This is a genomic window from Vibrio chagasii (assembly GCA_041879415.1).
Classification (GTDB): Bacteria; Pseudomonadota; Gammaproteobacteria; order Enterobacterales; family Vibrionaceae; genus Vibrio.
In genome coordinates this window covers 1662506-1686049 of sequence record CP090851.1, presented here as the reverse complement: position 1 = coordinate 1686049, position 23544 = coordinate 1662506, and the positions used below count along the sequence as shown (strand labels likewise).

Here is a 23544-nt window from a genome sequence, read left to right as displayed (position 1 = left end):
GGTTTTGGGCTGAAGTAGGAACTGAGTTATGGGTAGTGTGAACCTTAATATTCTAGGCCTTGCTAGCGGCAGTATTGTGCTTGACGCTCAGGGTAGATTGCGTCAATTAGCACCGGGCGAACAACCAGCCTCGAGTGATGTCGTGATTAGTGTTGCCGAGAACGAAGAGAATGTGCCAAGTGTTTCGGCACGATTCGTTGATAGCCAAGGACAACAGAGTGAATTGGAGATTGATGACGCAATCGCACAAGTCGAACGTGCAATAGAGGATGGTTTTGATCCAACTGAGTTAGGTGATGAGTTTGATACTGCCGCAGGCGACCAAGGATCAAGCCTGACCAACAGTGGTCGGATTGAACGAACAGGTACAGAAAGCCAGGCAGAAACTGATTTTGAAACGTCAGGCTTCGAATCTCAAGGATTATCCGTGACTCAGTCGCTGACGCTATTTAACATCATCGCGTTAGCACTTGTGTCTGGTGAAACTAATGCTGTTGAGTTAGAGCAAGATCAACCCATAGAAGCGGGTGGCTCACTAACACTAGATAAGCAAGGTGTTTTTTTTATTGAGCAAGAGGTTGTTGGTGAAAATGGCTTAGGTACTTTTACTGTGAATGCTGACGGTACTTGGACCTTTTTGGCAAACAACTCTTTTAATGAGCTAGGTATTGGCCAACAGACACAAGATTCCACGATAGTTCGAACTTCCGACGGTGTTGAACAAAGAATAACAGTGACCATAGTGGGCACTGATGACCGATCTATCGCGACCAACGGGTCAGGAATCGTGACCGAAGATATCGGTATTAATGAAGAGATTAGCAAGTTACAGACATCTGGTGAGGTCACCATTAGCGATGTCGATAGCACAACGCCTATCTTTTTACCCAATAGCGCATTCGACGCGGGCAAGTCTACCAATACGACTCAGCTCGGTGAGCTCTCGATTGATCCAAGTGGTAGCTGGATTTACAACGTCAATAATGATGACGTTCAATACTTAGGGGAAGGTGAGTCAGTGACTGAAACTTATGTGGTTACTGCCTCGGACGGAACGACAAGTGAGATTACGATTGTTATTAATGGAGCTGACGACTCATCTGAGATTTCGGTCGGAGAAGGTGACAGTGATACAGGCAGTGTTATTGAAGATGTGGATGTCGATGAAGAGTCTAATCATCTTGAAGTGACAGGCACTTTGACTATTACCGACAATGATCTAAACGATGTTCCGCGATTTAACCCAACAGGTGTGTTCACTTCCTTAGGCTCAACTGGCGTAAGTGCGCTCGGTACATTAGCTATCACAGAGACAGGCCTGTGGACCTATATGGTGAATAATGACCTAGTTCAGCATCTAAACACGGGTGAAGTGATTACGGAGCGATACAGCGTCACTTCGACTGATGGAGCTGAACATATCATCGAAATTGCGATTAATGGTACTAATGACGTGCCTGTGGCGACAGGTTTCAGTATTGATGCGTCTGGAGAGCCTCATCAAAGCGGTGGCGACGGTGAGGGCGTCATTCAATACGGTGATATAGAAACGGCCATCACGTTCAATTCCGCAATAGCAGCGCAAGATCGGATATCAGACATAGAAGATGATCACAACGAGGTCGATCTACATATCGTGATTAAAGCACTGCCAACATCAGGTACCTTACTCTATACAAACAGCGATGGCGTTACATGTGAGGTTGTGGAAAGTGACGTATCTGGAGAAACGCAATTTGACCATTCCGGCTTAAGTTATGTTGCCGGTGCAGGTGAAGCATTCCTACTTGGTATCACAGATGTCCCTAATGATGACACGCCAGTGTCTGAAGACGGTTTTTATAACTGGGGTAGCGCGGTTGAGGGTTCTGGCGGAATGAGGCGTGAAGTCGAATTAGCCAATGGCAGCGCGATTTATGTCGAGATAGATAACCCTAATAATAAGCCACTCAAGCAATACAATGCTGAGCAAAGTCATGTGGGTTATGGGATTGGTGATAGTGACGGGCGTGGTATCAACCGAGATGAAACTCTAACCATAGACTTTACGCAGAACCCAATATCAGAGGTTCGATTTGGCTTAGATGGTTTAGGTCCAGTGTTTGAAGAAGATAACCCTAATGTTGTGAGAGCCGTTTTTTACTTTGTTGGTGGCGGCAGCGAAACGGTTGAATACGAGAAAGAACCCGGGGAGACAGGTGTTGAGCGATTATTCTATGAATTCACGTACTCTTCACCTGGCCAGGTCATTGAACAAGTCGAGTTCTCAAATCCGAAAGGGAGCTGGGAGCTTAGATATATTGGCGGTGACCTAGAAGTCAATCAAGACAGCTTTGATTACCAAGTTGTCGACTCTACCGGGGAAGTAAGTAGCGTTGAGACGGTTACGCTTAATGTGGAAGGGGCAACGGCTTCTCAAGTTCTGAGTGATCCCGAATCGTCTGACTTTGTTGCGGAATTAGGTAACGAGATCTTGATTGGTAACGATGCGGATAACATTTTCGAATGGGTAGACTCAGCGCTCGATAACAGCGTCGATGTTGTTAAAGAGTTCACTGTAGGTGAAGACTTACTTGAGTTCAGTGACATTTTAGACGCGACAGGTAGCGACTCAGTCGATGATCTCATTCCCGAAATTGACGCTGAGTTGCAAGGTGACAACTTGGTGATGAGCATTGAACACGATGGAGGTCAACAGACCATTGTTTTGGAGGATGTGAAAGATCAGTTAATCGATCATGTTGTCGATAGTAGCTTTGACAGTATTTCAGCGCTCGGCGAGCTAATCAAAAATGATGCCGCTTAATCGGAAAATTGAAGCTTCATCTATTCGAATAAATGAAAGCCTTAACAATCGAAAAATTGTTGTAGGGATTTAGTGTCGGAGGCTCGCCAATCACAGGCAAAAAAAAGCCCAAACCAACGTGGTTTGGGCGGATACAAGTATAGGAGTTAATAAGGAAAATGCAGTAATTAAGAAAGCAGGGAGAACAACAAGTTTGACGGCCTGTTAAACTTCTAAATACTCTGTTTTCTACGTAGTTTATGACTCTCCATTTCTGAATCAGTTCCCAGAAAATTCATTAAATTTTACTTTTTTCTTAAATCTCCCGCGATTCAATCGGTTAGTGGCGATATTTTTTAACTGGTACGACCAATTTGTGAAAATGTGATGTTGCTTGCTTGTTAAATAAATGTTCTCGTCGTATATTTCAAACAGTTGTTTAATACGAGTGATTGAAATGGCACCAAGAAGTACAACCAAAGACAAAATCTTAGACGTAGCTGAAGGCTTGTTTGCTGAGCATGGTTTTAATGACACCTCTTTACGCACTATTACGGGTAAAGCGAATGTTAATCTAGCGTCAGTGAACTACCACTTTGGTGACAAGAAAACTCTGGTTCGTGCAGTACTCAATCGCTACTTGGAAGCATTTATGCCTGCACTGCAAGATGCACTAGTGAACTTAAACTTGAACGAAACGTATTCTATGAATGACGTGTTTGAGTCTTTAAGACAGCCACTACGAGCACTGAATGATGTAAGGCCAAATGGTACCAGCCGATTCATGTTACTTATCGGCAGAGGCTACACGGACGTACAGGGGCATTTGCGTTGGTTCATTACGACTCGTTATAGCGAAGTGCTGACTTTGTTTACCAGCTCAGTAATGAAAGCTAACCCGAACCTCACTAAAGAACAGTTATTTTGGCGTTTGCACTTCACCCTCGGGACTTGTGTATTCACCATGGCTTCGAGTCAAGCTCTCGTAGAAATTGCAGAGAATGATTACGGAAAGAAAATGGATGCCAAAGCAGTGGTCGATATTTTAATTCCATACTTGGCCGCTGGCATGTCAGCAGAAGAATAAAACAATAAAAAGCGAATAAATTCACAACCAATATAGTGAACAAAAGGATCTGAACTATGAGCTCTCTAAGACAAAAATGGGTAAGTGACCCAGCTTTTAAACTCTTTAAAAAAGTACTACCACCACTATCTAGCACTGAGAAAGAAGCGATGGAAGCGGGTAGCGTGTGGTGGGACGGAGAGCTGTTCTCTGGTAAACCAGATTTCACTAAGCTGCACCAATATCCAAAGCCTCAACTTTCGTCAGAAGAGCAGTCTTTTATGGACAATGAGCTAGAAACCTTGCTTTCTATGCTTGATGACCATCAGATTGTGAAAGAAGACCGAGATCTTCCGAAGGAAGTATGGAACTTCTTACGAAAAGAACGCTTCTTCTCGTTGATTATTTCTAAAGAGTACGGCGGTCGCGAATTTTCAGCACACGCAAACTCAACAATCGTTACTAAGATTGCAACTCGCAGTATCAGTGCCGCAGTTTCTGTAATGGTTCCTAACTCATTGGGTCCAGGTGAGCTTCTATCTCACTATGGTACACAAGAACAGAAAGATTACTGGCTGCCACGTCTTGCTGACGGTACAGATATCCCATGTTTCGCACTAACTGGCCCTGAAGCGGGTTCTGATGCAGGCGGTATTCCTGATGTTGGTACCGTATGTATGGGAATGCACGAAGGTAAAGAGACACTAGGTATCAAGCTTAACTGGAACAAGCGTTACATCACGCTAGCACCAGTAGCAACAGTGCTTGGCCTTGCATTCAAACTGCACGATCCAGAAAAACTGTTGGGTGATAAAGAAGATATCGGTATCACGTGTGCGCTTATTCCAGCAGACCATGAAGGCGTTGTGATTGGTGAGCGTCATGACCCACTAGGTCTTGCTTTCATGAACGGCCCAACACGTGGTCATGATGTATTCATTCCAATGGAGTGGTTAATCGGTGGCGCGGATTACGCAGGTAAAGGCTGGCGTATGCTAGTGGAATGTCTATCTGCGGGTCGTGGTATCTCATTACCAGCACTAGGCACGGCAATGGGCCACCTAACGGCAAGAACAACAGGTGCATACGCATACGTTCGTAAGCAGTTTGGTATGTCGATTGGTAAGTTTGAGGGCGTTGCAGAGAGCTTAGGTCGTATCGGTGGTTTAACGTATCTACTAGAAGCGACAAGAACACTAACAACGACATCGCTTGATATGAAAGAGAAGCCGGGCATCGTAACGGCTATCGCGAAATACCACATGACAGAGATGGCTCGTACTATTCTGAATGATTCAATGGATATTCACTCTGGTCGCGCAATTCAAGATGGTCCAATGAACTACTTGGCTGCACCTTACCTAGGTATTCCAGTTGCAATCACAGTAGAAGGGGCAAACATCCTGACTCGTAACCTGATGATTTTTGGTCAAGGTGCGACACGTTGTCACCCATACGTATTGAGCGAGATGGAAGCGGCAGCTAACCCGGATGAGAAGCAAGGTGCGAAAGACTTCGATGACTTGTTGTTCAAGCATATTGGTCACGCAACTAAGAACACGTTTGGTGCGTTCGGTGCAGCATTGACTGGCTCTAAGTTCATTAAAGCGGACATGAGTGGTCCAACTAAGCCTTACTACCAAGACTTGACTCGTCTGAGCCGTGCATTAGCGGTGAGTGCAGACTTCGCGATGCTAACTCTAGGTGGTGAACTGAAACGTAAAGAGCTTATCTCTGCACGTTTAGGTGATGGTCTAAGTTACCTATACATGGCTTCAGCTGCGCTTAAGAAGTATGAAGACGAAGGTCGTCAACAAGCAGACCTAGACTATGTACACTACGCGGTTCAACACTGTTTCCACCACGCTGCGAAGTCACTACAAGAAGCGTACCGCAACTTCCCGAATAAGGTCGTTGGTAAGGTACTTAAGGGGCTAATATTCCCTGTAGGTAACCACTTCGAAAAACCAAGTGATGATCTGACAGTTCAATTGGCTGAAAGCTTGATGACTCCTGGTGCACACCGTGAACGTCTGACTCACCTTTGCTACATCGGTCAGGAAGAGGACGATAGTGTTGGCTTGATGGAAAACGCGTTTAATGCGATGTACAGCATCAAACCACTTGAGCGTAAGATCTTCAAAGCGGTTAAAGAGGGCAAAGTGGCTCGTAAAGGTCTACTGCAAGACAAACTTGCTCAAGCACTTGCGGCTGATGTGCTGACTCAAGATGAAGTTGACCAAATCGTTGCAGCAGACAAACTACGCTACGCTGCAATCCAAGTTGACCACTTCAGTCATGATTACAGTGAAACTTTGACGCGAAAAGAGTTAAAACCTAAGCTAAATAGCGTTGCTTAGATTAAGAAATGATAAAAGGCACCTTAAAAGGTGCCTTTTTTTGTTTTTGTCGTAGAAGTCGCAATAGACGCGTTAACAAATGGTGACTTAGTCAGCAAATATTCACTGAGTGCTCCAACCACTTGCATTTTCACCACATTTTTACAGAAATTAGATGCCATTTGCGTACGAAACTTTTATCCTTAACCTGATTTTTTAAGGAAGTTGAATATGATCATCAAACCTCGAATTCGCGGATTCATCTGTACTACAACACATCCAGTCGGTTGTGAAGCTAATGTAAAAGAACAAATTGCTTACACAAAAGCTCAAGGCCCAATCGCAAACGCACCTAAACGTGTACTAGTTGTTGGCTCTTCAAGTGGCTACGGCTTGTCTTCACGTATTGCGGCTGCATTTGGTGGCGGCGCTTCAACTATCGGTGTTTTCTTTGAGAAAGCCGGTACTGAGAAAAAGCCAGGCACAGCTGGTTTCTACAACTCAGCAGCGTTCGACAAGTTTGCTAAAGAAGAAGGCCTATATTCAAAAAGCCTGAATGGCGATGCTTTCTCTAACGAAGCTAAACAGAAAACTATTGACCTGATCAAAGAAGATCTAGGCCAAATCGATATGGTTGTATACTCACTGGCGTCTCCAGTGCGTAAAATGCCAGAGACTGGCGAAGTCATTCGTTCATCTCTAAAGCCTATCGGTGAAACGTACACGTCAACTGCGGTTGATACGAATAAAGACACAATCATCGAAGCAAGCGTAGAGCCTGCAACTGAAGAAGAGATCAAAGACACTGTTACTGTAATGGGCGGTGAAGATTGGGAACTTTGGATCAATGCTCTTTCTGAAGCTGGTGTTCTAGCTGACGGTTGTAAGACGGTTGCTTACAGCTACATCGGTACTGAACTAACGTGGCCAATCTACTGGGATGGCGCGCTAGGTAAAGCTAAGATGGATCTAGACCGTGCTGCGGCAGCGCTAAACGAGAAACTAGGCCAAACTGGCGGTACTGCTAACGTTGCTGTTCTTAAGTCTGTTGTGACTCAAGCGAGCTCTGCAATCCCTGTTATGCCTCTTTACATCGCTATGGTGTTCAAGAAGATGCGTGAAGAAGGTATTCACGAAGGTTGTATGGAACAGATCTTCCGTATGTTCAGCCAGCGTCTATACAAAGAAGACGGCAGTGCTCCAGAAGTTGATGATGTAAATCGTCTACGTCTGGATGACCTAGAACTGCGTGACGACATCCAAGAGCATTGTCGTAACCTATGGCCTCAAATCACAACTGAAAACCTAAAAGAGCTAACTGACTACGTTGAGTACAAAGAAGAGTTCTTGAAGCTATTCGGTTTCGGTGTTGAAGGTGTTGATTACGAAGCTGACGTTAACCCAGCTGTTGAATTTGATGTAGCTGACATCTAATTCAAATTATCGAATCTAAACGAATAGGCGCTCATTGAGCGCCTATTTTTTTTGTCTCAAAAGCAGATATGGGATGCGAAGAGATTTAAAGAGTAGATTCGGGATACGAGTAGCGGGATGCGAAAAGAATAAGAGCAGTTGCGAGTGACGAGATTCGAGATGCGAAAAGATTAAGAGCAGTTGCGAGTGACGAGATTCGAGATACGAAAAGATTTAAGAGCAGATACGAGTGACGAGATTCGAGATACCAAGTGAGTTTAGAACAGGAGTGGGGAAGCAGGCAGAACGGCTTACAACAAGCTATAAAAAATGCACTAACCCAAACATGAATTAGTGCATTAGAAATGAATCGCTTGGCGATGTGTGGCTAGCTGATAATGATGATAAAGGTACCGGCTAAGGTCATCAAAATGTTTGCTATCGCGTAGGTGCCCGCATAACCCAGTGCTGGGATTGTTGAGCGAGCGTGGTCATTTACGATGTCCATTGCTGGAGCACAGGTTCGTGCACCGATGATCGCACCAAACAGCAGTGCACGGTTCATCTTAAGTACGTAAGCTCCCACTAAGTAAGCGAAGAATACAGGGATTACACTGACTATCAGAGCAATACCAATAACCTGGGGACCAACTTGAGTTAAGTGCTCAAATATCTTACCACCGGCGCTTAAACCGATACCCACCATAAAGAACATCAAACCAAGGTCTTTGACCATGTTCAGTGCCCCTTGAGGTACATAGCCAAAAGTAGGGTGGTTTGCACGCAAGAAACCTAGCATGATACCTGATAGCAGTAGGCCAACCGCGTTACCTAAGCCAAATGAAACCTGACCAAATGTCATGGTGATCAAACCAAATAGAATACCCAAGATGAAGAAGCTGCAGAAAGCCATCAGATCCGCCATTTGGCTGTGGATCGAGATGAAACCAATTTTCTCTGCTAGGCCGTGAACACGACTCTTCTCACCACTTACCTGCAGAACATCACCTTTAGCAAGCACGATGTTTAAGTCCATCGGCATTTCAATCTGAGCTCGTACCACGCGGTTAAGGAAACAGCCATATTCAGATAGGTTTAGATCTGAAAGACGTTTACCTGCGATGCTATCGCTTTTAACGACGATTTCTTCTTCGACAATACGTAAGTCCAAAAGGTTACGGTCGAAAACCTCTTTACCATTACGGAAGCTTGGATCCAGACGTGCGTGACTATCTGGGAAGCCAACCAATGCGATCTCGTCGCCTTCTTGGAGAATGGCATCACCATCTGGGTGGGCAAGAATGCCATTACGGCGAATACGTTCGATATAACAACCCGTTTGGCGGTAGATACCTAGCTCACGTAAGTTTTTGCCGTCTGTCCAAGAGATCAGCTCTTGACCAACACGATAAGCACGAATGATTGGCAGATAAACCTTGCGCTGTCCTGACGCACCTAAGCCACGTTCCTGAGCAATTTGTTCAGCTGAGTCGTGTAGGTTCACTTTCTGAAGCTTTGGAATCAGACGGGCAAACATAATCATACTGATAAGGCCAACTAAATAAGCCATCGCGTAACCGACCGATAGGTTTTCGATAATCAGACTTAAATCCATGTTTCTTGGCACTTCAGCAAGCCCTGAGTTGAGTGCGTCCTGCGCACCTACCAAAATTGGTGTTGCGGTCAGTGCACCAGCCATCATGCCGGCAGAAAGTCCGAAACCAAGGCCTAAGTACTCGCTACAGAAGTAAGTAAGCGCTATAGCGGTAGAGAGCACCACTAAACTTAAGATCAGGTAGTGTTTGCCATCTCGGAAAAAGATACCAAAGAAGTTTGGTCCTGCTTCAATACCAACACAGTAGATGAATAGCATAAAGCCAATGGTTAGGGCGTCTGCGTTAAATGAGAAACCAAGGTGACCCATCACAAGGGAAGTAATCAGGACACCGATTGAATTACCAAGTTGCAGGCTACCGAAACGAATTTTACCAATGGCCAAACCAATCGATAAAACAACAAAGATGAGGAGAATGGGGTTTTGTTCTAGCAGAAAAACAACGTCGATATTCACAGTGGTCGCTCAATAATAGGCGTGAAAAACAGGGTAAGTTTGAAATGTGGATTGTATCTAAATATAAATAAATTATAAGTGATATTTTCCCTTTTTACTTGATTTTGACCAGATTCTTATATCGTATGAAAACTGGCTATAAAAAAAGCCCGCTTTAATAAGCGGGCTTAATAGAAATCTTACAGTCTGATACTAAAAATGTTCAGCTGATTAAGGGCTTAGCCCAAGATTCAAACTCTAGATTAGTCGAAAAGACCTAGGTTTTCTTTTGCGTATGCTTCAAATTCTGTGCAGCCGCCGATGTGGTCTTGGTCGATGAAGATTTGTGGAACCGTTTCAACTGGCTTACCAACTGTCTTCTCTAGGTCTGCTTTGCTGATGCCTTCAGCGTGGATGTCAACATAGCGGTAGTTGAAGTCATCGCGTTTTGCTTTAAGAGTTTCAGCATGCTCTTTTGCACGAACACAGAATGGGCAAGCAGGGCGACCAAAAATAACAACAAACATTTCATTTCTCCTAAATACGGGATGAGGCTCGTTAACCTAAAATACGTCAACTATTCTTAATTGAACAAGACTCAAAAATTCTTGAATCCAACTATGCCCTAATGCTTTAGGGAAATAAAGATGGAATTACCTCTTAATACAATAGGTTTTGCCTATCAGAGCAAATAATGTTCACAAAAGCGATCCGCTCGAATTTTTGGTCAGTATCAAGTCTAAGTACCCTTATTATCAGAGTGTGAATTACCCCTAAGAAAGCGACTTTTATGCATCTTTAGTGTGACAAGTTGCACTTCGTCAAAAAAATTGTCTTCAGAACGAGGCATCTTATGACTGATTGACGAAAATTAAACGATAAAGGTTAGAGTGTTCATACACAACCCACGAAGCGTCGCCTTTAGACGTCTGGGGTGGCAACAAGAGTCGTTTTCTTAATGAGCCTTTTTTAAAACAGGCACAGGGTACAAAGGCAACATTCCAACAACCAAGAGTTCGCAGTTTTGTTTGGTCATAGGCGCAGGAGGCACCATGTTTCAATTTATGACATCTACAAAGATCATCTTTGGTGATGGAGCACTCTCCGCTTCATTGTCTCTCTTTAACCAATATGGCTACAGCGTGTTATTAGTGACCGGGAATACACTCCAGCGCACTTCAATTGTCACTGATTATCTAGACGCTCAAAGCATGCGTTATCAACACATCGCGGTTTCTGGTGAGCCTAATATCAAAATGGTCGAAGAGGCGGCGATATCAGCTCGGCGATTTAAGCCTGATATGGTTGTCGCTATGGGCGGTGGCAGTGCGATAGACATGGGCAAAGCGTTAGCTGCCGTATTACCTAACCAAGGTAACCTCTATGACTACGTTGAAGTGGTTGGGCGCAATGTCCCTCTAAAAACTAAACCGCTGCCATTTATTGCTATTCCCACAACCGCGAGCACCGGCGCAGAGATGACTAAAAATGCGGTACTCAAATCAGGGCAAGACCAAGTGAAGATCAGCTTACGAAGCCCAGATATGCTGGCTGATGTCGCGATTGTCGACCCGACATTCACTCATGGTACCAACCTGTATTTGTCGGGCAGGGGCGCGATGGACGCGTTCACTCACCTGATGGAGGCTTATGTGTGCGGAGATCCAAACCCATTGACGGATATGATCTGCGAAGAAGGGTTACGTAAGCTGAGTGGCTCCGTGGTACAAGCATGCGTTTATGATGAGCCTCAAGCACGATCAGATCTGGCGTTTGCTTCCATGCTTGGTGGTATGGCTATTACCAATGCCAAGCTAGGTGCTGCACACGGGTTAGCTTCTGCGTTGGGTGGAAAGATTTCAGCTCCGCACAGTGTGATTACGGCTCGATTAGCGCCATTTGTGATGCTAGAGAATATTGAGGTTGCAAGAGAGCAGCAGCGAAGTGACATTTTAGAACGCTACCAAAGGATTGCTCAAATTGTGACGGGTAAAGCGCAAGCCTCCGCAGAAGATGCAATTTCTTGGTTATCAGAAGTACTCGATACGCTCAAGCTACCAAGTCTATTAGAGTTTGGTGTTTGTGAAGCCCAATTCGAAGAGGTATCGGCTGATGCACTTAAGTCGGTTGCTATTAAAGGGAATCCATTACCATTGAATCAAGAGCGTTTGATACATATCCTGCAGCAGGTTTGTGAGAAGTGTCATTGTGGTGAAGCCCAGGGTGAAGTTACGTTTCGTCATAACGACGACGTGTCTCAAATTGCGGAGTCGAGTTTCACGATCATCAACTCTTATGCCTCAGAGAATAGTGTGGTGGAGAAGGGGAACAGCTGGACCATTTAATAGTATTGGTTAATGGCTATGACACTATTGAAGATGCAGATAAATAAAAACGGAGCACTAGGCTCCGTTTTTTTAATTCATATCTTTGGGGTTAAAACTGAGAGTATTTCTCGTAGCGTGAATCACGTAGTGACTCTTTGACACGCTTTAGATTCTCTCTGAAACCTGAGCCGCGACGCAGTGTAAAGCCCGTTGCTAATACATCGATAACCGTCATCTGAACGACACGGCTTGCCATTGGCATGTAAACGTCAGTGTCTTCTGGCACATCCAATGAGATAGACAGCGAGCTTGCCTTATCAAGTGGAGAGTCTTTCGCTGTGATAGCGATAACCGTTGCACCGTTTTCACGAGCTAGGTTGGCAATTTCAACTTGGCTCTTTGTTCGACCTGTGTGAGAGATCAGTACGATAACGTCGTTATCACTGCAGTTAATGCAGCTCATTCGTTGCATCACGATGTCTTCAAAACACGTGATTGGAATATTAAAACGAATAAACTTGTTTTGAGCGTCTTTTGCTACGGCAGAAGAAGCACCGAGTCCGAAAAATGAAATGCGTTTTGCTTGAGTCAGCAAGTCAACCGCGCGGTTCACTTGCATCGCATCTAGACTGTTTTTCGCAACGTCTAGGCATGCCATTGTTGATTCGAAGATTTTATGCGTGTAAGCATCAGGGCCATCATCTTCTTCGACATTACGGTTCACATAAGGTGTACCATTCGCCAAGCTTTGAGCAAGGTGAAGTTTAAAGTCAGGGAAGCCCTTTGTGTCTAAACGACGACAGAAGCGGTTAACTGTAGGCTCACTTACGTCAGCCATTTTAGCTAAGGTAGCAATGCTAGAATGGATTGCAGTTTGAGGGGAAGCCATAATTACTTCGGCTACCTTGCGCTCAGACTTGCTGAAATTTTCCAGGTTTTTTTGTATTTTTTCTAATGTATTCATAGTGTTCACAAGGGTATAGAGAACAACTTGCCAGTTAATATCTTATTACCAGGGGGTATGGCTGAAACAAATATCAGTAAGCACAATACCAAGGTTTTATTGGATGTTGTAATTACTGCTGTATCAAATAGATATCAAGCTAACTAGCACCATAGAGTCAGTATAAACCTAACATACTATTCACTAATACAAAAACACGGGATGAATGCTTAAGAATATGACAAGCCTCAACAAAATTTTAGAAAACTACAGAATTGGAAGAAGCTTTGAGCAAAAAGAATGCGAATTCAGTATGAACTGACAGCTAAGTTACATCAAAAAGAAAGAAATTTTCAATTTGATGCAACTAAAATTGAATGGCTATGCGTTGATTTGCGTAACTAGTTGAGTGATTTTACTCATTAAGTTTGGTGCTAGTTTTGAAATTTCACGCTGCTCTTCAAGTACTGAAGAAAGAATCTCATTGCCCGTTAGCGGGTTAGCCAACACTACGCGGAAAACGATGATGGGTTGGTGAGCCCACGCTTCAGGGTTTAGTCGAGTACGAGAGACAAATGACTTTCCGGTTTCGCGCTGTTTCTTCTGGATAAACTTAGTTAGTTCGTTCAGAAGTTGATTCAACTCTACACGTTGCTCAGGAGCGGCTTTAAGTAGGGCTGCTTTTACTGCTTCAGGAACGTAGCGATACGTCAGTAGACAAAGCTCTGGTTCAGAGACTAACTCGAAATCATCTTGTTCTTTAATCAGGTCGGCAAAGTAACGTGCTTTGTTGATGCTTTGATCGATCAGCAGTTCATAGCCTGGACGACTGATGATGTGCATTGCAGCATAAACCAGCATCGCCATACCTGAGCGAGAGCCTTCCAACGTATGGCTACCTAAGTCTTTAGAGCCCTTACGCAGGATATATTGAGCGTGGTGCTCAATCGCAGTCATCGCGTCTGGTTTCTTAAACAGAACCATGCCAGCGCCCATTGGGATGTAAAGCTGCTTGTGAGCATCGATAGTGACAGAGTCAGCTAGTTCAATTCCATCAAGTAGGTGGCGATGATTATTAGACATCAAAGTCGCGCCGCCCCAAGCTGCATCCACATGGAAGTGGCAGTCAGACTCAGCACATACCTCTGCAATATCTCTTAGCGGATCGATATTACCGGTTTCAGTTGTACCAGCGACACCGATAACGGCGAAAGGCTTAATCTTGTTCTGCTTGAGCTGCTCGATCTTCAGTCGTAGGTCGTCAGTACAAATACGGTTATCGTTATCCGTTTTAACTGATACAAGACCTTCCTGACCAATACCCAGCACGTCAGCAGCTTTTTTCAGAGAGTAGTGACCACGTTCAGAGACTAAGATGGCCAGGCCTTCGTAGTCGTAGTGTTTCATGGCTTTGAATAAACCTTCTTTCTCGACACCTTTGAACGAGCCCTGTGCTTTTAGTGCATTGTTACGTGCGACCCAAAGCGCAGTAATGTTCGCGATAGTACCACCAGAACAAAACGCCCCTAATGAGTGATTGGCACTGTGCATCCAACGAGAATAGAACGCATCATCGTCTTGATAGATCAAGCGATGTAGCATACCCAGAACTTGACGTTCTAGGGGGGTGAAAGCTTTGGAAGTCTCGATCTTTACTAGGTTCTGATTGAGCGCAATCATGATTTTTGAAAGCGGCATCAAAAAGTAAGGCAGGGCAGACGTCATGTGACCAATGAAGCTTGGCGATGAAGTATGAACCGAGTGCGATACAAGAGAATCGAGGAGATGCTCAGTATGTTCAGAAACAAACTCAGGTTGCTCTGGGATATGAGCATTTGAAAAATCTTTCTCAATTTCACGCAGCGGCTTTTCTTCAGCCACGATGTGTTCACGTAAGAATTGATTCAGGTTTCGTGAAAGTTTGTCTTCAATTTGAGTGAGTGTTGAATCTGGGCCTTCAGGTACCGTGAAGATACGTAGAAGACTGTCGAAGCTAACATCTGCTGTTTTTTGTTCCGTAACCATAGCAAGCGAGTTATTTTTTTAATATTGACGCGAGCGGGACAATCTAAACGAAAACGGGAACAATGTCCCGTCTTAATTATGAAATCCAACTTCTCGCAAAAGCTTATTAAATGAGGGGTTACTTACATTTAATCGCTTCAAGTTCAGCGATAGAGCTGTTGTAGCGCTGAAGTGCAGTGTCGATTTGTTTAGGGTGGCTAAGCAGCTCTGCGAATGCCGAACGCAGCTCGTAATTTTGTTCATGAGGTTTTGATTGACGGTCGTCGAACGTCGTTTTAGCGACTTTGCCTAGCTCATCATCACGTTGTGATAGGGTCTTAATGTCATGCTGTTCAAGTTGCAGCCAGCCTTCAACAGGTTGTTCTGTTGCTACTTTGCTTGAGTCATTTACTAGGTAGTAGTGTACCGCCGCACGATTTAACTCGAAGTGGTGCTTACGGCCTTCAAGGAACCATTCACTTACTTCTGTTAGCTCTGGGTATTGCTCTGAGGTGAGTTCAGCAAGATCGGCGTACCAATTTAGAGAGGCGTCGATGTAAGCATCGTATTTTTTCGCTTGGCACTGGTTTGTTTCAGACATTGAATCTGCTGCAAAAGAGAAAGTAGAAGTTGAAGCTAGCAGTAATGCGACGCAAAGGCGTTTCATAGCGGGTCCTTTTGTAAGTTTATTCTTGTTATTACTTTGTCGTTACAGGTTACCGTGATCATTCTTTGTTGAGCAATGACACTTAGTGTCTTTTTATTTAGGTAACTGTATCGGTGTCTTGGGCAATGGTATTCGAGATGCATTCTAATCTAAATCGATCGCTATTCCTGCGATCTAGTTAGCAAGAGATACAAAGAACAACATCAAAATGGGCACGAGTAGACTCAATATAAATCCACTAACAATCGCGATAGGCACACAGCGAACGCCGCCTGTTGTTTGAATGACAGGCAAAGTGAAGTCCATGGCGGTAGCTCCTGCATAACCAATAGACGTACATGGATAGCTACGAATAAGCACTGGAATCAGGACTAACGCGACAAGCTCTCTCAGTAGCTCAAGCATGAATGATGCTCCGCCGTAGACCGGACCAAATGCATCGCCCATTAGTATTCCAGCCAAAGAGTACCAGCCAAAACCAGAAGACATGGCTAGCGCTTTAAACAGGGGAATATCCAACAAATAAGCAGCGATAACACCGCCTAACATAGAGGTGGTGACTATCGTGACAGCGATGACCATGCCATGTTTGTTGAGCAAGATTTGTCTCAGAGTCAGCCCACTGTTTCGCAGCTGGATGCCAATGAAGAATAGAAGAACGAACAGAATCCATTCACTTGCTGTATCGACCCAATGAAGGCCGATAGGCAGAATGAGTCCTGCGATAAGGCCTGAGCCGACAACCAAAATGAGTTTGGCAGACTCCATTGCCATCGAAGAAAGGGGCAGCTTCTTTTGACTACTGTCTGTTTTGAGTGGCAGTACTTTGTCTATCGCGGGCAGTGCCATCAGGTTACAAACGCTCAAGCAGACAAAGAAAGTGACAGTGTAAAGAAGGATTGTCTGTAGGTTGCTACCAAGATTATCAAGCGCGGCAAGGCTTAATCCCATCAGCGCTAGAATTACATAGATCAAACGCGATGTAGAGCGGTTGATGAATTCTAGCGTTTGGGTGTTTGAAATTGAGAATAGATACCCCACAACAAGTGGAGCAAATATGAAGATCATCCCTGTAAACATGCTTTCCTCTATTGCAATTACTTCAACTTTTTCTATGACTTAGAAGCCACTAGCGTTGATCACGTCGTTTAGCTTTGCATTAAAATCATGTTTACTCAAGTTGCTTAGATTATAAAGCACCTCTGCACCTGTCACGTTGAGCTCAACTTCGTGATCATCGATGTTCTCATCCTTGTTTCTGAACATCAGTAGGTGGTTAGCAATACGTGCGATATCTAAGTAAGAAACTTCACGTTCTTCTTGTTTGTTGATGGTGTTGCTGCACACGTCAATGAAATCGCTGTCGAAGCCCCAACGCTTGAGTACTAGCTTGCTGGTGGCTGAACATTGGCCTTGGAAAATCTGCAGCGCGATATCGTGGTCGAGGTAGTTACCGTTCTCAAGGTACAGGTGGTATTCGCTTACTAGGCAGAACAGCCCAATATCGGCTAACAAACCAACTAGCAAAGACTTTTCATGTTCAAGGTAGCGATATTCAGCAGGAGCTATCTCTTTAAAGCCATTGGTCACAAGTACCATGGTTGCGCCTAACTCTTTTGATACAGAAGCGCTTTGAATCAATAGCTGGTTACACTCTTTACTTAAATCAACTGAATGTTTGAGTTGCTCGATCGCTTGTGCTGTCACGATGTCACGAACACGCAATATGCCCAGGCGTGAAACGGCCGTCATAATGTCGACACAGGTAATGTTGCGTCTGTTGAAGACAACCGAATTTGCAACTCGAATGACGATGGCTGTAAGGCCTGGATCTTCAAGCAAGCACTCGGCAACTTCCGCAATCCCAGTCGATTCAAGGGTACAAAGTTTTTGGATTTTAAGTACAACGTTAGGGATAGGAGGAAGGGTTATTTTTCCCGCTGAGATGGAATGTCCAACAAGTTGGGCAAATTCTGATTCTAGGCCCTTAAGAAGAAGTGCCTTGTTTTGTGGTAGCCAGAAAAACGATAAATGATTCATATAAAAAGTAAAAACATGTATGTCCTATCATTTTACAAGCCACAATGCTGCGAGGCAATACTGATCAGTTCACACGAGCTTTTAAATATTGAACCGGTGTATCATCAAACGTCAAAATTCAATCGCGGAATGATAGCTTTGTGTGATGTTAATCATGAAAATGCGGAATACACAATTGATTGATGTGAACTAAGTCCAGACTTATTTTTCTTTTCGAAGTATCATTTATTTAAAGGTGAAAAACGCAACTATAATATTCACCTAAACAACAATAAAAAATTAGATTCAAAATTTTTCGCATAAAAAGCTGCTTGTCTGGTGATCAACCTAATCGGGGTAATTTGATTAAGGATCAACGGATATGACCGAGACAGCATTTATTAATTACGTGAATCAATTTGGTGAGCATCAAAAACGTTCTATGTTCGGAGGTATTGGCCTCTTTCAAAACGACGCTATGTTTGCCTTATTGAGTGAAGGTTGTTTATTCATTAGAGGTGGCAAGTCATTAGATAAAAAACTGGCAGATCTTGATTGTGAAAAGTATCGCCATGTGAAAAAACAGACAACAGCAACCGTAAACTACTACGATATTACTGATCTGTTCACATGCGAACATCCTGAATTGGATAGCATTATTCGTACTTCTATCGATAATTCAATTCAGCAGCGCAGCTTCAAGAAGTCATCTGCTAGCCGTAGATTAAGAGATCTTCCTAACATGCAGCTTACGTTAGAGCGCATGGTGAAAAAGGCGGGTGTCGACGATGTTTCTATGTTTATGCAGTTAGGCGCACCAGAAGTATTTAATAAGGTTCGCAAAGCGTACGGAAACGATGTTGACCTAAAACTACTTTGGAAATTTGCGGGTGCGATTGATGGTATCCACTGGAAACTATTACAAGAACCACGCAAGCAGCAATTACTAAAGAGCTGCCACTAAAGAAGTCGTCCTTATATGCTTGAAGTTACAGTTTATAAATAAAAACCGAGGAATAAATCCTCGGTTTTTTTGTTTCTGCCTCAACGAAAGAGGCTAAGTATTCTCTTGGAACCCAAAGGTTCGAACTCGTCAGCTAAGTATTAGTACTTGAAGCGAGCTGTGAACATTAGCTGATCACCGTAGAAGTCGTTGATACGAGCTTCAGCGCCAATAGAGAATAGCTCTGTAGAGTGGAAACGTGCGTAAACAGAACCGATCCAATCATCGTTGTCATCGATAGAAACGTAACCACCTTTACCACCAACTTCTAGTTGTGGACCAAGCCATTGGCGAACACCAATGTTAACTTCCATACCAATGTCAGTAGAGCTTGTGTGTTCAGGCTGAACGATGCGCGCTAGCATTTCACCTGTTAGGTCTGCCCAGTTGTTAATTGGAGCGTGGAAACCAAGACCAACAGCAGAGTCGAAATCACTTTCAAATTCTGAATCAATGCGTGCAATTGCGTGAGCATTCGGGTGGATTGACTTACTGAACGCGCCACCAAATGTAACAGGGCTAGCACCGATACGTGCTTCGAAGTAATCGTAGCTGAAGTTGCTCATTACTTGTGGTTGTTCTTCGACAGCTAGCGCTTGGCTTGAAGCCAACAGCATAGCGGTAGTAAGTAGTATTTTGCGCATAACGACCGTAAACCTTTATTAGTGTTAATTCCTTTGGTTTGAGAGAAATCGGCAAACCATAAACATCGAGACAGTTTAATCTAACTCACGGAAAAGTAATCCATTAAAATGTAAATCCTTAATCATTTAGTTAAAAAATAAACAAATTAAGGGCCAGTCTGCTACAGAGATCTCATGTTTTGGGGCAAATGAGAAAGTTGGACAAGTGAATCATCCAGATTTTATATGTGTCTGTTCGTGTCGTATATTGACTGCTGTTTATCTCATTGCCCTTCAAACGTTAATCGAAAGCGTTACTCTCCAAAGCTTGTGCGCTTATTTGCCATCGAGGTTAGGATGCGCTCTGTATCTAGAATCGAAGTCCAATTCAGTAGTTGTTTATCATTGGCAATCACATAGTCGGTCAGCTGCTGAGTTATGGTGTCTCTGAGTTGGTCGCCTTGCCAAGGTTTGGATATATAGAAATCGAGGGCCGCGTTATTAATGGCAGTTACCGTATCTTCAAGCCCGGCTTGCCCGGTGAGCAGCAGCTTGCGCGTAGGCTTTGTAGAATCGTGTTGGTTAAGTTCGATAAGAAAATCGATACCTGTTTTTTCCGGCATGATGTGGTCGCATAAGATCAACGCAAGCTTAATGCCGTCCTGCTCCATCTCTTTGATGACTTGTTTTGCTTCATCTACTGATTCAGCTCCCTCAACGATAAAGTTTTCTTCAAACACGGTTAAATCTTGAAGCACACTATTGAGCACTTCTGGTTCATCATCGACACATAAAATTAAGTACTTATTCATGAGGTGCTCCTTCTTGTTTGAACGGCAGCCATACTTGCATGTGAGTGTGGCTTCCAACCTCAGACTCCACCAAAATAAATCCTTGATGGGCCGAAACGATCTGTTGAGAAATAGATAACCCAATCCCTAAACCAAAGTTACCTTCTTTTTTGGTCGTAAAATTAGGGTTGAAAATAGAATGAATGTTTTCTTTAGCGATTCCAATGCCAGTGTCTGATATCTGTACCACTAGAAACGTTTGATTGTCTTTAGTCTGTTGTGAAGTGGAGATAGAAACCTTGCCTCGCTCTGGAATGGCATCGAGCGCGTTAGAAAGAAGGTTGGTCCAGACTTGTTGCAACGCCAGTGATTGGCAGAGCAAAGGTGGCAAGTTGGTGTCGTAGTGCTTTTCAGTTTGATGGTGCTTCAAGCGGTTTTCAAAGATCACTAAAGTGTCTTCAATGCCTTCGTGAATGTCTGTGTAATGGCGAAGCTCATCGTCTTCACGTGCATAGCTTTTTAGGCTCTTAACCATGTCGGCAATGCGCTTGCTACACACTTGAATGGAGCGGATAGAGTTGCCGACGTAATGGTAATGCTCCAAGTCGTTGAGTAACTCTTTACCTGCTACAGGGGACTCTTTTAGGGTCTCTAGAACCTTAACATCTTGGCTTAAGTTCAATCTCACTGCTTTTTTTGCGAGGGCACGATCATCTATGGTTGATGCTAAATGTTTTACCAGTTGTCTCTCCTGAGAAGTGGAGAGAGGTTTGGCTAATTTTGAACACGCTAATACCTCCGTTCCCTTATTAGAATGAGGAACCGATAGCTGCCCCAGTATCTGGTCTAGATGCTCTGATAGCGTTTCAATACTTCTCATAATTGCCGCTATTGGGTTATTAAGCTCATGCGCGACACCAGCGACAAGTTGCCCAAGCATGGCCATTTTCTCTTTTTCAATCAATTGCTGGTGTGCAGACTCCAATGATTCAAGTGTTTGTTGAAGCTTGATTTTGTTGGTGATACTACGTTGTAAGCGGCGATTAAAATGACGGAGCAGTAGGTTAGTAAACAAAGGCAGCAAAGTATTATTGGAATGCATCACCTGAGCAAAACTCTCTTTATCAAGTTTAATAACTCGAGTTGGGGTCAGAGTGATCCCTGTAGAGAAAGAAGGCTCGCCCGTCACAAATGACATTCCACCAACGATGTTGCCTTTAGAGTGACGTACCACTTCTCGCTGCTGTCCTAATTCATCTTTTTTATAGAGGGCGACTTCACCCTCAATGATCAACCATAAGAAGCGATTGTCTTCGCCTTCAACCGTTAATAAGTGCTCTGGAGAGTAATCGCGAATTGCTTTGTTTTTATCATCTTTGGAGAAGACCTCTTGCAAGGCATTAAAGACACGTTCAGCGAGCGCATTGTCTGAAAGCTGGTGGTAATCGTGAATAAAGCCTGATTGAAAAGATTGAATCTTTTGCTCTATATGAGCTCTTAGTAAGCGCTGTTGATCTAATGCATCACTGTATGACAGTAGATTTTCCGCATCGTATTGGATAACGAAAGAGGTCAGTTCCTTTTGTGCTGACTTGAAGAGAACCTGATCTTGAACCGGTTTGGTTAAGCAGTGATTAAGTCTGCCTTCGTTTACCGCAGTTAGAATGGATTGAATGTCTGACGATGCACTGACGAGTATCGTTCTCGCTGTATTACTATGAGGTAACTGCTCGAGCTCAATAAGAAACTGCACGCCATTGAACTGAGAGTGATGGTGAGTGATCACTAAAGCAACGGTTTGATGATTGTCGTGGATGTCTTCCAATGCGTGGTGCGCATCTTCAATGTTCTCGGCAGTGTAGATATCGAACACACAAGACAACGGAGCTAATTCCGTACGTATTCGCTCGATGCTAACTGGATTATTGTCCAAACAGATAACAGCGTATTGATTCACAGTTTTCCCTTAGTAGTCGCAACGCTTCTAGCCTAGCAAGAACCGCAGATTAAGGATGAGAGCTAGCCGTTAATTTGCTGAGTGATTTGAAGTATCGAGCAATAGACTGATTTAACTCAATGTTTCTTGTTTGCGACTGATGGGTTAGACTGAAAAAAAACAAACACATGTAGAAAGAGAACTCATGGAACAGTTAAGAAAAATTGGCGCAATTGGCGGCGCAATCTCATTGGCTCTTTGCTGGCCTCTAGCGGTTGGACAAATTGGACAAAATGCGATTACTGATGGCGTTGCAAAACTTAACAATTCGAGCATTCAAGCTGAGATCGTTGAGTACGATAGGGGTTACCTTTCTTCTAATGTAACCACTCGCATCACTGTGACGGATGAAAATCTAAAAGAACAGCTTGCGATTGATGGCTTACCAAGTGAGTTTGTCATTAACAGTGCGGTTAGCCATGGTTTGGTTAGCCTTAACGCTGTTTCGACGTTAGACAATGCAGACATCCTGCCACTGACCTTAACGACGAGCACAGAGCTGAACGGCAATACGGATTTCGACTTCGAGTTAAGCCAATTCAATCATCAAGGTACTGATGAGAATGGCACATCTGTGTCTATCACTAAATCGAATCTGACAGGTCATGCGACTGTGTTGGGCCAAGTGGATTACCAGCTTTCTATCCCTTCTGTTCAAATCGATTTTGAAACGGGTGAAGAGGTGACACTGTCAAACCTAAAAGGTACGGGTTCAGGCCAACAAGCTAAAGGTTACTGGCTAGGCACGCAGAACTTCACGATCGATAGTTTCTTGATTTCAGATTCGGCAATGCAGCCATTCATGACTATCGAGAACTCAACCTATGACTTTGAATCTCACCTAGATGAAGCGACTAAGCGTCTACGTAGCAATCTTAAACTGGATATCGCTAATATCGAGACGAGCGAAGGGCAAGTGAACAACTTAAACGTTGATTTCGAAATGTCGAAACTCGACAGTGAGTCGTTTGAAAAAATCTTTGAGATTTACCAGTCTAACCCTGTTCTTACACAAGAAGACGTTGCTGAGATCATCCCATTCATCGACATTCTGTTTGCTAAGGGCTTCGACCTTTCAATGAACAACATTTCACTAGAGTTAGGTAAAGGCCAGTTTGAATCGAAGTGGTTGGTGAGTGTTCCTGAAGGTACAGAAAACATCAGCAGTAACCCTTCAATGATTATGCCTGCACTAACGGGTAATCTTCACTCGAGCTTCTCAAATGGGCTTGTAGAAGAGTACCCGTTTATTCGTGAAGGTATCGATGAGTTGATCGTGATGGAAATGATCAAAGAAACGGACGAGGGTTACGAAATCAGCGCTGACCTAAAAAATGGAAACCTAGTGTTTGAAAATGGACAAGAAATTCCACTAATTGCACTACTTATGCCGGCTTTTGTTCAATAAAACTGAGTAGGCAAGAATACTCATAGGGCAATTTAGCGCATTAAGTTAAAGATTTTGTACTGTACGAAACAAAAGAGGTCATAAGACCTCTTTTGTTGTTTTTATGTTGA

The 23544-nt window shown here is 43.7% G+C and carries 17 protein-coding genes; 7 read left to right on the top strand and 10 right to left on the bottom strand.

Annotation, left to right across the window (positions count from 1 at the left end):
* Positions 1–28 precede the first annotated feature (28 nt).
* From L0991_07500 to L0991_07485, 4 genes are all read left to right on the top strand, one after another.
* Positions 29–2806 (top strand): VCBS domain-containing protein, encoded by a 2778-nt coding sequence (locus L0991_07500; protein ID XGB61294.1) that lies wholly within the window; start codon positions 29–31, stop codon positions 2804–2806.
* Positions 2807–3242: 436 nt separating this feature from the next.
* Entirely contained in the window at positions 3243–3872 is a 630-nt protein-coding gene (locus L0991_07495) for a TetR family transcriptional regulator (GenBank protein ID XGB61293.1), read from the top strand.
* A gap of 56 nt (positions 3873–3928) precedes the next feature.
* Entirely contained in the window at positions 3929–6211 is a 2283-nt protein-coding gene (locus tag L0991_07490; GenBank protein XGB61292.1) for an acyl-CoA dehydrogenase, read from the top strand.
* Between the two features lie 210 nt (positions 6212–6421).
* Positions 6422–7624, top strand: coding sequence for a trans-2-enoyl-CoA reductase family protein (locus L0991_07485; protein XGB61291.1), 1203 nt, complete (start codon positions 6422–6424; stop codon positions 7622–7624).
* 367 nt (positions 7625–7991) lie between these two features.
* Here L0991_07485 and L0991_07480 read toward each other — a convergent pair whose 3' ends face one another.
* Entirely contained in the window at positions 7992–9674 is a 1683-nt protein-coding gene (locus L0991_07480; protein ID XGB61290.1) for an aspartate:alanine antiporter, read from the bottom strand.
* Between the two features lie 242 nt (positions 9675–9916).
* Positions 9917–10180: a GrxA family glutaredoxin gene (locus tag L0991_07475; GenBank protein XGB61289.1), complete on the bottom strand. Its 264-nt coding sequence runs from the start codon at positions 10178–10180 to the stop codon at positions 9917–9919.
* A 525-nt stretch (positions 10181–10705) separates the two neighbouring features.
* Here L0991_07475 and L0991_07470 point away from each other — a divergent pair.
* Positions 10706–11998, top strand: coding sequence for an iron-containing alcohol dehydrogenase (locus L0991_07470; protein XGB61288.1), 1293 nt, complete (start codon positions 10706–10708; stop codon positions 11996–11998).
* Positions 11999–12089: 91 nt separating this feature from the next.
* On the opposite strand, the gene L0991_07465 is transcribed toward L0991_07470, so the two are convergent.
* From L0991_07465 to L0991_07445, 5 genes are all read right to left on the bottom strand, one after another.
* Positions 12090–12944 (bottom strand): MurR/RpiR family transcriptional regulator, encoded by an 855-nt coding sequence (locus tag L0991_07465; protein ID XGB61287.1) that lies wholly within the window; start codon positions 12942–12944, stop codon positions 12090–12092.
* Between the two features lie 360 nt (positions 12945–13304).
* Positions 13305–14948, bottom strand: coding sequence for a putative pyridoxal-dependent aspartate 1-decarboxylase (panP, locus tag L0991_07460; protein ID XGB61286.1), 1644 nt, complete (start codon positions 14946–14948; stop codon positions 13305–13307).
* Between the two features lie 118 nt (positions 14949–15066).
* Positions 15067–15594, bottom strand: coding sequence for a hypothetical protein (locus L0991_07455; protein XGB61285.1), 528 nt, complete (start codon positions 15592–15594; stop codon positions 15067–15069).
* Positions 15595–15768: 174 nt separating this feature from the next.
* Positions 15769–16674 carry a lysine exporter LysO family protein gene (locus L0991_07450; protein XGB61284.1) on the bottom strand — a complete coding sequence of 302 codons (906 nt, stop codon included), beginning with the start codon at positions 16672–16674 and terminating at the stop codon, positions 15769–15771.
* A gap of 39 nt (positions 16675–16713) precedes the next feature.
* The gene (locus tag L0991_07445; protein XGB61283.1) at positions 16714–17634 is read right to left on the bottom strand and encodes an HDOD domain-containing protein; all 921 of its coding nucleotides are present in this window, start codon (positions 17632–17634) and stop codon (positions 16714–16716) included.
* Positions 17635–17995: 361 nt separating this feature from the next.
* Between L0991_07445 and L0991_07440 the strand changes: the two genes are divergently transcribed.
* Positions 17996–18577, top strand: coding sequence for a TfoX/Sxy family DNA transformation protein (locus tag L0991_07440; protein ID XGB61282.1), 582 nt, complete (start codon positions 17996–17998; stop codon positions 18575–18577).
* A 140-nt stretch (positions 18578–18717) separates the two neighbouring features.
* Here the strand turns inward: L0991_07440 and L0991_07435 are convergent, their stop codons facing one another.
* From L0991_07435 to L0991_07425, 3 genes are all read right to left on the bottom strand, one after another.
* Complete coding sequence (locus tag L0991_07435) at positions 18718–19260, bottom strand: hypothetical protein (protein ID XGB61281.1); 543 nt, start codon at positions 19258–19260, stop codon at positions 18718–18720.
* A 293-nt stretch (positions 19261–19553) separates the two neighbouring features.
* Positions 19554–20051, bottom strand: coding sequence for a response regulator (locus L0991_07430; GenBank protein ID XGB61280.1), 498 nt, complete (start codon positions 20049–20051; stop codon positions 19554–19556).
* Positions 20044–21987: an ATP-binding protein gene (locus L0991_07425; GenBank protein XGB61279.1), complete on the bottom strand. Its 1944-nt coding sequence runs from the start codon at positions 21985–21987 to the stop codon at positions 20044–20046. Before L0991_07425 ends, L0991_07430 begins: the two co-directional genes overlap by 8 nt.
* A 184-nt stretch (positions 21988–22171) precedes the next feature.
* Between L0991_07425 and L0991_07420 the strand changes: the two genes are divergently transcribed.
* Positions 22172–23434 carry a YdgA family protein gene (locus L0991_07420; protein XGB61278.1) on the top strand — a complete coding sequence of 421 codons (1263 nt, stop codon included), beginning with the start codon at positions 22172–22174 and terminating at the stop codon, positions 23432–23434.
* Positions 23435–23544: the final 110 nt, after the last annotated feature.